This is a genomic window from Leptolyngbya sp. NK1-12, from assembly GCF_032598965.1.
In the GTDB taxonomy this organism is placed as follows: Bacteria; Cyanobacteriota; Cyanobacteriia; order Elainellales; family Elainellaceae; genus Elainella.
On the sequence record NZ_CP053586.1, the window covers coordinates 570809 to 583193 of the forward strand.

The following is a 12385-nucleotide window of genomic DNA, read 5'->3' on the forward strand; positions in this document are numbered from 1 at the left end:
AACCTCAAACTTCAGTATCCCGATACACCTCTTCTGCCACTCGCTTCAGGCGTCGCAGTTGGGCTTGCATGTCTTGTTTAGTCCAATTGAGGGCAAAACGCTGAAAGCCGTAACGGACGATCGCATTAGGAATATCAAATTCAAACCGATTCAGCAACGTCGTTCCCTGCTCAGTAGGCTGGCATTCCCAGCGATCGCGCCCCTTAAAGAAACCCTTGAACTCCCAAACAACCAAGCCAGGCTGCCGCTCAACCACCGTACTATTGAGTGTGGGTTGCAGGAACGGAATCTGAATCACAAATCGGCTTTTGCTGCCCTTGGCCGTGCTCCAATCACCGATGGGTTCGCAGCGCAGCACTGGATTTAACCAACGGTGCATCAGAGCTAGATCAGTAAAGCACTGCTCGACAGCTGTGGCGCTGGCTTTGATGTGAATCGATTGTTCAAACACCTGCATTGACATCGAAAAGTTAATTTTTGTTCACATTGGTCTCCTGTACTCTAGCAGTCAAGCAGAGTGTAAGGAGGACCTATTTGAAAAGGGTAGATAGATGATCAGCCACAGGGCAATGCTGACTGCCAAGCGCTCTCATCAACAGGTACTGGACCTCATTTCTGCTTCTGGGATTTGCACTGGTATTTGTAATTGTTACAAACCATTTGCACGCTCTTCAAAACTCTCTCCAGGAACTTTATTCTTTAAGTGACCTGAATTAATCACCAAACTGCTAACTTACTTGACCTACTAACTCAGTCTAAAGTCTGAATATCAGCACCGAGATGCCGAACTAGAAGGCATTTCGTATTGCCGCAGACGATGTATTTCCCCTAAAGCAGTTTATTTTCGTTACTACCTGACTTTTTCACCAGACTCAGAGATATTTTTTCACAAGCCCAAACTTGTAATTTCTTACGAAGACGATCATGAATTCTATTTGGTGCGTCACCTGTGGACTGGGGCCAGCCAGAGCACAACTTCCCCCTACGTTGGCTCAGGCAAACCCGATTGAAGTCACAGTGAATACAACTGGACAGTTTCTTTCTAGCTTGGCTGCGTTTCTGCCTAACTTGCTAGGTGCCATTGCGATTTTGATCATTGGCTGGCTTGTTGCCTTGATCGTGGCCGCTGTGGTGCAAGGGTTGCTGAAACGGACAAATTTTGACAACCGCATTGCGGCATGGGCCGGCGGGGGTCGGGGAGCCGAGAATAGAATTCCCATTGAAAAATGGATTGGTACGGCTGTTTTCTGGCTGATCATGGCCTTTGTGCTAGTGGCTTTCTTTAATGCCCTACAGCTAACAGCCGTCTCTGCTCCCCTCGATTCCTTTTTGCAGCAGGTGTTTATTTATCTGCCGCGAATTGTTAGTGCTGCTGCCTTGTTAGGGGTAGCCTGGTTAGTTGCAACCTTAGCGAAAGCGATTGTGGTTCGTGGACTGGGACGATTCAACTTAGAGTCTCGAATTGCCCAACAAACTGGGGAACCACCAGGCGCTGCTCCCCTGATGCTGAATGAAACCTTTGGCAATGCGCTTTATTGGTTTATTCTGCTGTTCTTTTTGCCCCTGATTCTAGATGTTTTGCAACTGCAAGGGCCATTGGCACCGGTGCAAAATTTGCTGGATCAGATCCTGTCAGCCTTGCCTCGGATTCTGACCGCTATTTTGATTGGGGTAATCGGCTGGTTTATTGCCCGGATTGTCCGAACTATTGTCACTAACTTCCTAGCCGCCATTGGCACCAACCAGGTTGGAGCGCGGATTGGTTTGACCCAGACTACAGGGGGGCTGTCCTTATCGGCTCTTCTGGGCACAATTGTCTATGTGCTCGTGCTGATTCCAACGGCAATCGCGGCTCTAAATGCGCTGCAAATCGAGGCAATCTCGGCACCGGCCATTACGATGCTGGGCCAAATCCTGAATGCGTTGCCCCGGATTTTTACCGCCATTTTGATTCTGGCCATTGCCTATGTGATCGGACGATTTGTGGCGGACTTGGTGGCTCGCGTTTTGACCAGCATTGGGTTCGACAATATCTTTAACTGGCTCGGATTTCCGACCACTCCCCCGGCGGTGAATCCGTTCGCTGATGTGCCGCCACCTCCCGAAGATCTGTCCCTGGGACAGTCCAACGTCATTCCTCCAACTCCCAGCCTACCGAAGCAAACTCCATCTGAAATTGTCGGCATCATCGTGCTGGTTGGGATTATGCTGACCGGCGCTGTGGCTGCGGTTGAAAAGCTGGAATTTGCTGTTCTGACCGAAATTGTCAACGGGATTCTGGCGGTACTGGGTAATGTGTTGATTGGCCTGGTTGTGCTAGGAATCGGGCTGTATTTGGCGAACCTAGCTTTTAATGTGATTGCCCGCTCAGGTGGTCAGCAGGCGCGGATCTTGGGACAAACGGCTCGGATTGCCATTATTGCGTTTGCCGGGGCAATGGCGCTGAATCGCATGGGTGTAGCTCCCAATATTGTGAATTTGGCGTTTGGTTTGCTGCTGGGCGCGATTGCCGTGGCGATTGGAGTTGCCTTTGGTTTGGGTGGTCGCGGCGTAGCCGACGAGCTTTTGCGCGATTGGCTCAGCTCGTTTAGGCGGCAGTAACCCGTCCTCCAACTAAACTGATTCTGCGTTATGTGGATCCCCCGCTTTGGGGGATTTTTTTAGTTATCGCATGACGTAGCAAACAGCCGATTAATATCAGATCCGACTAAACACCCCAATTTAGACGCTGTATTGTACAGGCGTTTCGCATAGGTGTAGCCTTTCCGCAGGAAATAACGCCTCTACACGGATTCTGGCTGATTAACCAGATTCTGTATTGTACAGGCGTTTCGCAAAACGCCTCTACGCGGATTCTGGCTGATTAACCAGATTCTGTATAATTATCCCAACCTCTTCTCTCTGTGTCCTCTGTGCCTCTGTGGTTCAACCGTTTTGCAATGTTTGAAATGTCTGCAAGTTTTTGGTGGAATTGTTCTCAGCCAATTTTGTCACTTGTTCTGGTGGTTCAGGTTCTCAATTTCCTGATTTCACAACGTCCCAGCCCTTTAATGGTGGTATGGGCTTAAGCGGAGCAGCAGAGTGGTAGAGGCTGTTCTGAGATAAATCAGGTTTTTCTTCAAAGACATAGGGCTAAGTTCCATGATGCTGGTTCTTTCCCTGCTTCCTATCGATCTTGCCAGTCCTGGTTCATACTATGTACTGCAATAAAAGTACTACAGCAAAACCCGTATCGTTGCACTGCTGAACGCTTCCCAGCAGAATCAAGCAATCGATCTGCAATCGATCTAGAGATTCAGGCGCAACTGCTGATCGGCGATCACGGCATCAATCACTGCTGCAGGTGTCTCAGAGGCTAGGTTATGGGCCTGACGGGTGGTTTCCGGTAGGCGATACTTAGTCGTGCAGCGCATCACATACTCAATCGCCGTTGCTAGGCTAATCCGATGACCGGGTGAGATAAACAATGGCTTTGTACCCACTCGCGTCCGCACAACGGCTCCAATCGTTTCGCCTTTATGCTTCAGCGGTACCCAGGCTCCCTTTTCATCAGGTACCGCAGGATGAGTTCCCACTAACAGCGACTTGCCAACGCCAATCGCTGGCAGATTTGTCAGCAAACCGATATGGCAGGCAATCCCAAATCGCCGCGGATGGGCCGTACCCTGTCCATCACACAGCAGTAAATCTGGCAGTTGCTTTAGTTTCGCCAATGCTTCCAGCACCGCAGGCACTTCCCGGAATGACAGTAGCCCCGGCACATAAGGAAAGCTAGTCGGACGGCGAGCCACGGCTTGCTCGATTACCTGTAACTGGGGAAAACTCAAAACCGCAACTGCAGCGCGAGTGGTTTCACCGGCATCCTCGAATCCCACATCTACCCCAGCCACAGTCTGCACCTCGTCAAACTGATCAATCGTGATGATTGCTTGCCGCAGCGACTGCTGTAACGCCACGGCTGCCTCCGGCGTTAGGTTCCAATCATGCTGATGCTGAATTTCCATAACAAAAACAGGCAAGGCGTTTGTTGTTACCTTACCTGCTTTCAATGCGTGAGAGGAGAGCTTTAAGTTAGAAGTTTTGAGTTCTGAGTTTTGAGTTTTGAGTTAAGTCGCTAACCTCAGCATTCAGCAGAGTCTTATGGTTGGCGCTGAAGATACTTATGCTCCACATAGGCTACGCGAACGCACGCTATATTTGTGATTTGGTTCAGGACTTCAACAAATTGATAGTTTGGGTCAATTCAACCCTCAAAACTCAACACTCAAAACTCAACACTCAAAACTAGTTTTAGCTACAGCGTCCGATACCGACATACCGGAAACCAGCTGCCTCCAACATCTCTTGATCGAGGAAATTGCGGCCATCGATCATGACTGGGTTATTCATTAGTTTTGCCATCTTGGCGTAGTCGAGTGAGCGGAATTGCTTCCAGTCGGTCACCAGCACCAGAGCATCGCAACCATCGGCCAAGCGCTCAGCGTCAGTTTCGACAATCACGTTGGACAAGCCATGGCGCATACCGCTCTGTGACACCAACGGGTCAAAGGCTTTGATTTTGGTACCCAGGCGATGGAGCTGTTCGATTAGATCCAAAGCAGGCGCATCGCGCATATCGTCGGTGTCGGGCTTGAAGGTAAGGCCCAGCAGCCCAACGGTTTTGCCTTTGAGGATTTTCAGCACTTGCTGCAATTTCTCTAGCGCAATCAGGCGCTGACGCTGGTTTACGGTCACCGCTGCCTTGAGCAACTGCGCTTCGTAACCGTAATCATCTGCCGTGTGAATCAGAGCTGACACATCTTTGGGGAAACAAGAACCGCCCCAGCCAATCCCAGCTTGCAAAAACTTGCTGCCAATCCGAGAATCTAGACCAATGCCCTTGGCAACTTGGGTCACATCTGCCCCAACTCGGTCGCAGATATTGGCAATTTCGTTGATGAAGCTAATCTTGGTGGCGAGGAAGGCATTGGAAGCATACTTGACCATTTCTGCCGAACTGAGGTCGGTCACCACCACTGGCACAGTGGGCAATGACTTATCTTCTGCCATTTCACGAGAGATAATCGGGGCATACAATTCCCGCATCATGGCGATGGCTCGTTGGCTGTTGCTGCCCAACACGATCCGATCTGGATTGAAGGTGTCGTAAACAGCGCAGCCTTCGCGCAGAAACTCGGGGTTGCTAACCACATCAAAATCGATTTGCGGTTCAGTCATGGTGCCGCCGCTGGTAGAAACCAAAGCCTGTTGCCGCTCTGCAACGCCATCCAGAACCAGCATCCGCACCCAGTCACCGGAGCCAATTGGCACCGTGGATTTGTTGACAATCACTTTATAGCCACCATTCAGGTGAGTTCCAATCCCTCTTGCAACTGCTTCCACATAGCGCGTATCGCTCTCGCCCGTCGGCAGAGGAGGTGTGCCAACCGCAATGAAGAGAATTTCACCGTGATTCACGCCAGCCGCCAAATCGGTAGTGAACTCAATCCGTCCGGCTTCAATCACACCCTTCATCAGTTCAGATAGCCCAGGCTCAAAAATTGGAGATTGCCCGGACTGCATTAGCTTCACTTTCTCTTCGTTATTGTCAACGCAGATGACATGATGTCCAGTATGAGCTAAGCAAACACCAGTCACCAAGCCAACATATCCAGTACCGATGACACAAACACGCATAGGGATAAGTCCTTAACTACATTAAAGTGAATGGAACGATATCAGGGGCGATGGAATCGAAACGAAACATCATAGACACACAAAAAGGAAAATCAGTCAAAAACTTAACTGCTCCGGCTCCTGATATCAAACAATGGGATCTAGATGTAACTTGATTGTGCACACCCGTCTGTGCTTAATTGAGCTGCTTTACTGTTCTGCTGATTCGCGCTACCCAACACTCTCAGCACAGCCTACCTGTCAGCTTTGCGCCAAATGTGCAGATGCTGTTTAGATGATTTGCTCAGCTATGCTGGGAACCGTATCGGTCAACCGTGCCCGAAAATCTTCGATTGTGAGCTGAAGTCCTTCTTGCAACGGTACAGTTGGCTGCCAATTTAACCAAGTCCGCGCTCTAGTAATGTCTGGCTTGCGGCGACGCGGATCATCTTGGGGTAAAGGGCGATAATCAATTTCGATGCTGGGATTCACCATTTGCTGGACGGCTTTTGCAAGTTGCAAAATGGTGTATTCATCGGGATTGCCCAAATTGACTGGACCGATGTACTCTCCATTCATTAACCGCATCAAGCCTTCTACTAAGTCAGAGACAAAGCAGAAGCTGCGCGTCTGAGAGCCATCACCATAAACCGTCAGCGATTGACCTCGTAAGGCCTGCACTACAAAGTTGCTTACCACTCGACCATCATTCTCTAACATGCGCGGGCCGTAGGTATTGAAGATGCGAGCGACTCGGATCTCCACATCATTTTGGCGATGGTAGTCAAAGGCAAGCGTCTCTGCGACTCGTTTTCCTTCGTCGTAGCAACTGCGAATCCCAATCGGATTGACACTGCCGCGATAGTCCTCGGTTTGAGGATGAACTTCTGGATCCCCATAGATTTCAGAAGTAGAAGCCAACAGAAATCTAGCTTTGACCCGCTTTGCCAAGCCCAACATATTTAACGTTCCCATCACATTGGTCTTGATGGTTTTGACCGGGTTGTATTGATAATGCACCGGAGAGGCAGGACAGGCCAGATGATAGATTTGGTCAACCTCAAGCCGAATTGGCTCGGTAATATCATGGCGGATTAATTCAAAGTAGGGATGCTCGATCCACTTCAGAATATTCCGCTTATGGCCGGTATAAAAGTTATCTAAGCAGATAACTTCATGTCCTTGCTCCATCAATCGATCAATCAGGTGAGAACCGATAAAGCCCGCACCACCTGTAACTAGAATCCGCATAGTTTGACGCTTTGTATTGACAGGTAATTGCTCACAGCAGAGCCAGACCACCCTAGAGTTCCCTAGTCATTTTTGATTCTCTACATGCAAGCTAAGTTGCATAAAATCACACTGCCTCAAGCAGGCTAGCTTAGGACTCATAGAGTTATAGCTCCAAAACTAAAAGCTATTTTTGCAAACAGTTTATAGCTTGAAGCCACTTTTCGGTAGTTGTGCTGCATGAACTTGCTACAGAAAATATCAGCGTTCTGATCGTTGGCCAGTGATTCTGGAGCAAATTTCATTAAATCTTCAATTGCGGGCTGAATCACAACAGAAAAGCCTGACATCTGAGTCAGTTCAGTCTTCTAACACCTACTGGTTCTGGTTGATCTGGGTGTATTGTTTGATTTGATTGAATTATCCAGAGCAAAGAACTTAAGCACAAAAACGAGTGCAAAAGTCAGTGTAAAACGAGTGCAAAAACTGGAATAGAGGCCAGTGCAAAAACTCGTACAAAAAAAGGCACTCTAGAGGAATGCCTAGGAACAATTTACAAGATTTTGACACCGCCCTGAGGCTAAATTTGAGGCTCGATCAGTTGGAAACCTCAGCCATTTCAATAATCCGGCCATCCAGGTCTTTCACCAGGAAATTGAGGGGTTTGTCGCGGCGAATTTTGTGTTTTACCCCGTAGGACTGTACCCGCATCAGCAACTGCTCCAGACAATCGTGATCAAAGCAGACATGGCGCTGGCGGTTCTTCAGCCCCAGGCTAGCGCCCGAAATTACATGCAGTTGCGTATTTTTCTTCAACTGATACCAAAGTCCAGATGAAGATTGGTAGCTCTGGGTCATGGGGCGGCCTAAGGTCGCCGTAGAGGCATAGAGAGGATCAATACTGGCGGTGCCCAGGGTTTGCTCATAGTTGTAGTAGTAATGCAACGGCACATCGGCAACAGGTAGACCCAGCAGCCCTTCATAAAACTGTCGTGCCAGTTCTAAGTCCGACACCATGATGGTGTGAACTTTGGGGGCGCTAGTGAGAAACATCCACATGGCTCCGGCATAGGCAACCAGCAGCAGCACCATAATGCCTTGAGTCGAAAGCAGGCTATCTAACGGCAAGGAAGGCAAAAACGACCCCAGAATGGGCAAAGATGATGGTAAAACGTGACCTAGAATAACCATGAATACTAAACAGTGACTAATAGCGACAGATGATGGCCGAAGTTGTGCGAAATTATAGAGGCTTGGGAGAATTTGTCAATCTCTCTATCTTCCCTTCTAGTCTATCAACCTGCCACTGCCTCGTCTAACTCCCGCAGGTATCGCAAAACTTATAATTAGGGTGAATCGCAAGGAGAAAACCGCATGGCGACTGGACAATTGCTACTCGTCGATGATGAACCGGGGCTACGTCAAGCCGTTCAAGCCTACCTGGAAGATGAGGGCTTTAAGGTGCATGTCGCCAGTAATGCCCGCGAAGGGTGGGAGTTGTTGCAGCAGACCTCGCCCGATTTAGTGATTTCAGACATTATGATGCCGCAGGTAGACGGCTATCAATTCCTGAAACAACTCCGGGAAGATCCCCGCTACCAAGCTCTACCAGTGGTGTTTCTAACCGCACGGGGTATGACAACCGACCGAATTCAGGGATATAACGCCGGCTGTGATGCCTATTTGTCTAAACCGTTTGATCCGGATGAACTGGTCGCCATTGTCACCAATCTCCTCGACCGGCGGGCGGCTGTTACCAAAGCGGCGGGCGATGGCGAAACTCCTGATATTGCCGAAATGGCGCGGCAGATTGCCCAAATTAAGGCAATGCTAAGTCAGCGGAGCAGCATTGCCCAAACTCCAGCCCCAATTAACCTCGACCTGACGCCACGGGAACAAAGCGTGCTAGAACTGGTGGCCGAAGGCTTGATGAATAAGGAAATTGCCCGTCGGCTCGATACTAGCGTCCGGAATGTGGAGAAGTATGTCAGTCGGCTGTTCAGCAAAACTGGTACCAATAGCCGTACTGAGCTAGTTCGCTATGCTTTGGAGCATGGGCTGACCAAATAATCTCAAAATTAACCTAAATGCTCTTTTACCTAATTTGCCCGACGAGGCAGTTGAGCAATTTTGACTGTTGTTTCTACAGCTACCGCCACCGATTGCCAGTTGGGGCTGGGAGTAAACTGTTTGATGTGGGCATTGAACCCAGTCAGCGACCGCAGTAGATTTCCGGTCCTGAGATCCCACAATTTCAGGGTTTGATCGGCACTACCGCTGAGTAGGTACTGCCCATCGGGGCTGATGGCAATATCTTCGACAAAGCTGATATGGCCTTTAAGCAGGCGTTCCTCAGCTCCGGTTGCTGCATTCCAGACCCGAATGGTTTGATCGGCACTGGCGGTGATTAGATTCGCTCCATCGGGCGTAAACACAATGGCATTGACATAGCTGCTGTGGCCTTCGAGCGTGCGCAACAGTTCGCCGGTTGCCACGGCCCAAAGTTTGATAGTGCGGTCGGCGCTAGCGCTCGCCAACAGTTTGCCATCGGGACTAAACACCACCGAGTTGACATAACTACTGTGGCCGCTGAACAGGCGTAGCTCTTGCTTGGTGCTCAAATCCCAAAGGCGCATGGTTTGATCGGCACTGGCGCTAGCGAGCAGTCGTCCGTCGGGGCTGATGGCCACTGCATTCAAATAGCTGGTATGGCCCTTGAGGGTGCCGATTTCCTGGCCGTTGCCTAAATTCCAGAGTTTGATTGTCTGGTCGTCGCTGCCGCTAACCAGGGTTGAACCATCGGATTTGACAGTCAAGCTTCTAATGGCGCTGGTGTGGCCGGTGAGGGTAAATAGCAACTGGCCGGTATCCACATTCCAGACCTTGATTGTTTGGTCATTACTGCCGGTAATCAGCCGTTGCCCGTCAGGTGTAAAGGTTAAACAGCGGACCGTACCTGCATGTCCTTCTAGGGTTTTGAGCATAGTGGCCTGCTCGGTGCGAGTGGCCTGTAGAAAATGTTCTGGTTTGAGTTGCCAAAGGGTATATCCTCCTGCCACTAGCAACAGAGCCAGTGCTCCACCCCAGAGCCAGCGGCGGGATCGCAGACCAACTGGCCCTAGGTGAGTAGAACCCAATCGAGCCTGATCTTGAACCAGCGTCGATACAACAGCCTGAGGCGAAGCTGGTTTTTTTTCGGACTGCGCCTTCTCCACGCGGGCCAGCATTTGCAACAGTTCTTCTGTATTCTGGGGGCGTGCACTGGCCTGAGGTGCAATCAACCGATCAATCACGTAGGCGAGGGCGGGAGAAACCTGGGGAGCAAACCGGTGCCAGCGCAGTTCGTTATGCAGCGAGTCGTACATGTCTGGATCGGTGGGAGGCTTACCGGTCAACAGATAGATCAGGGTATAGCCCAGGGCGTAAAAGTCAGATTGGGGAACGGCTCGGCCTTTTTCCTGTTCGGGAGGTGTATATCCGGCAGAGCTGATGCGGGTGCCGCCGGTGTTACCCATCTGGGCCAGATAGGTATAGGTCATCTCACGAGCCGCACCAAAATCCACCAGCACCAACTGTCCGTTGGCCCGCAGCATGATGTTTTCTGGCTTGATATCGCGGTGAAAGTAGTTTTTGCCATGCACCAGGTGCAGAATTTCGGCCAACTGCTTCAGCCAATTGAGGGCTTGCTTCTCGCTGATTGGGTTATTGCCCTGCTGCTGCATCCATTCCTTCAGGTTGGGGCCTTCGATTTTCTCCATAATGATGCAGTGCAGTGGCTCAGAACTGCCCTTGGGATAAAACTCGAAATAGCTCTGGGGTTCAATTGCCGGAATACCCGGATGGGGCAACTGACCCAGCACAATCGCCTCTTGCCGAAACAGCTCGACCGCCTTGACATGATGGCTGTAGTGCTCCTTCAGTATTTTAAGAATCTTAGGCGTGCTGCGATCAAACGCCTCATACACCCGCCCAAAGCCGCTTTTGTCGCTCAGCAGGCGCATGACTCGGTAGCGTCCCAACAACAGTAAGTCAGACCCACAACTTCGACAAAATTGGCTACCATCATTCCCAGGATGATCGGACTGAGGGCAGTGAGGATTAATGCAAAGACTCATAGGGAACTCAAAGGTAAATGCATCCTTAAACAGCGAATCGCGGTCGCGCTCAGTTGGGTCTTGTGACGATTATGCCCACGTCAATCAGGCAATAGAGTAGAGCAGTTGCAGTATAGTCGCAGCCCAGTTTAGGATAGCAAACTGACTTTCTGACTCCCGTCGGCTGACGCTCTGGGAAGCCTGACTCCTGACTCCTAATTTCTAACCTGTCGCAGCCCAGTCCAAGATAACAAGCCCAAGGTAACCCTTAAACCACTTGAATCACCCTAGGATCACTGTAGGTTTAATTGGTCGATTCAACGCAACTTGAAAAAATTTCGTAAACCGTCGTAAACCGTGATGAAGTTGACGCCATTACAATCGGGGCATTTGCAGCTAGGATTTCAGCGCGACTGGATCTGGCGCGGCTGGAAAGTTCGCTATACGTTTGCCTGGAGCGGTCAGGCGCGATCCGGCGAAGAGGCCACTCCTCTGCTGCTGCTACATGGCTTTGGTTCTGCCCTAACCCAATGGCACGAAAATATTTTGCCGCTGAGTCAGGCCCATCCGGTCTATGCGCTTGATCTGGTAGGATTTGGCGTCTCGGAAAAAGCATCCACAACCTACAAGGTTGGGCTGTGGGTCGAGCAGATCTACGAATTCTGGCGCGTGTTTATCAATCGTCCGATTGCCTTAGTGGGACATTCGCTGGGGGCCTTGGTGGCTTTATCGGCAGCAGTAGCCCATCCAGAAATGGTTGAGCGTCTGATTTTGATTACCCTTCCAGCCGCGCGTCAGGAGATCTTACCGGGATGGTTGCAGCCGTTGGTAGCTTCGGTTGAAGGACTATTTACCACGCCCTTGCTGGTGCGTCCGCTGTTCAAGCTGGTCCTGCGTCCTGGCGTGATTCGGTCGGTGCTGCGCAAGGTTTACATTAACCAAGAGCGAGTCACCGAAGCCCTGATTGAAAGTTTTTTGCAGCCCGGATATGACCGTGGGGCGTCTAGAGCCTTCTGTCGCTTAGCGCAAGCCCGCACTCAGACGGATTTTAGCCGCGCTACAAAAGAATTGCTGCAAGAAGTAGACGTGCCAATTTTGCTGCTTTGGGGAGAGCAGGACCGGGTGATTCCCCTCACCTGGGGTAAGCACATTGCCAACGCACTTCACAGCCAACTGCAGCTCGTCGAAATCCCGGATGCGGGCCACTGTCCCTACGACGAATCCGCCGAGCGGGTAAATGCAGAAATTCTCGCCTGGTTGGCGACGGCAGTATAAGACCCAAACAAGACCTTAGCAATCCCATAGAAAAACGCTCCTGGCTTCTGACTCCTGACTCCTCAATCAATTTCACCTCTCATCTAGCACAGCTATATAAATAAATTTGCATGATTCTGTAATTTCACCGA

General features: G+C 50.4%; 10 protein-coding genes. 3 read left to right on the plus strand and 7 right to left on the minus strand.

Translation table 11 applies throughout. The annotated features are described in order from the left end of the window. Positions 1 to 4: 4 nt before the first annotated feature. Complete coding sequence (locus HJG54_RS01960; protein ID WP_036001253.1) at positions 5 to 457, minus strand: SRPBCC family protein; 453 nt, start codon at positions 455 to 457, stop codon at positions 5 to 7. Positions 458 to 924: 467 nt separating this feature from the next. Here HJG54_RS01960 and HJG54_RS01965 point away from each other — a divergent pair, with 467 nt between their 5' ends. After that, complete coding sequence (locus HJG54_RS01965) at positions 925 to 2601, plus strand: mechanosensitive ion channel (RefSeq protein WP_316433055.1); 1677 nt, start codon at positions 925 to 927, stop codon at positions 2599 to 2601. A gap of 686 nt (positions 2602 to 3287) precedes the next feature. Here HJG54_RS01965 and nfi read toward each other — a convergent pair. The 5 genes from nfi to HJG54_RS01990 all read right to left on the minus strand — a co-directional run bounded on the left by nfi (position 3288) and on the right by HJG54_RS01990 (position 8076). After that, complete coding sequence (gene nfi / locus HJG54_RS01970; protein ID WP_316433056.1) at positions 3288 to 4019, minus strand: deoxyribonuclease V; 732 nt, start codon at positions 4017 to 4019, stop codon at positions 3288 to 3290. A gap of 271 nt (positions 4020 to 4290) precedes the next feature. Continuing rightward, positions 4291 to 5676, minus strand: a complete 1386-nt coding sequence (locus tag HJG54_RS01975; protein WP_036001256.1) for a UDP-glucose dehydrogenase family protein — start codon at positions 5674 to 5676, stop codon at positions 4291 to 4293. A 270-nt stretch (positions 5677 to 5946) separates the two neighbouring features. Then, positions 5947 to 6906: a UDP-glucuronic acid decarboxylase family protein gene (locus HJG54_RS01980; RefSeq protein ID WP_316433057.1), complete on the minus strand. Its 960-nt coding sequence runs from the start codon at positions 6904 to 6906 to the stop codon at positions 5947 to 5949. A 137-nt stretch (positions 6907 to 7043) separates the two neighbouring features. Then, the gene (locus HJG54_RS01985) at positions 7044 to 7235 is read right to left on the minus strand and encodes a hypothetical protein (protein WP_316433058.1); all 192 of its coding nucleotides are present in this window, start codon (positions 7233 to 7235) and stop codon (positions 7044 to 7046) included. Positions 7236 to 7482: 247 nt separating this feature from the next. After that, the gene (locus tag HJG54_RS01990) at positions 7483 to 8076 is read right to left on the minus strand and encodes a glyoxalase-like domain protein (RefSeq protein ID WP_036001265.1); all 594 of its coding nucleotides are present in this window, start codon (positions 8074 to 8076) and stop codon (positions 7483 to 7485) included. Positions 8077 to 8259: 183 nt separating this feature from the next. Here HJG54_RS01990 and HJG54_RS01995 point away from each other — a divergent pair, with 183 nt between their 5' ends. After that, positions 8260 to 8955 (plus strand): response regulator transcription factor, encoded by a 696-nt coding sequence (locus tag HJG54_RS01995; RefSeq protein ID WP_036001268.1) that lies wholly within the window; start codon positions 8260 to 8262, stop codon positions 8953 to 8955. Between the two features lie 29 nt (positions 8956 to 8984). On the opposite strand, the gene HJG54_RS02000 is transcribed toward HJG54_RS01995, so the two are convergent. Beyond that, positions 8985 to 11000, minus strand: a complete 2016-nt coding sequence (locus tag HJG54_RS02000) for a serine/threonine-protein kinase (RefSeq protein WP_316433061.1) — start codon at positions 10998 to 11000, stop codon at positions 8985 to 8987. A gap of 339 nt (positions 11001 to 11339) precedes the next feature. Here HJG54_RS02000 and HJG54_RS02005 point away from each other — a divergent pair, with 339 nt between their 5' ends. Next, positions 11340 to 12254, plus strand: coding sequence for an alpha/beta fold hydrolase (locus HJG54_RS02005; protein ID WP_316433062.1), 915 nt, complete (start codon positions 11340 to 11342; stop codon positions 12252 to 12254). The last annotated feature ends 131 nt before the right edge of the window (positions 12255 to 12385 follow it).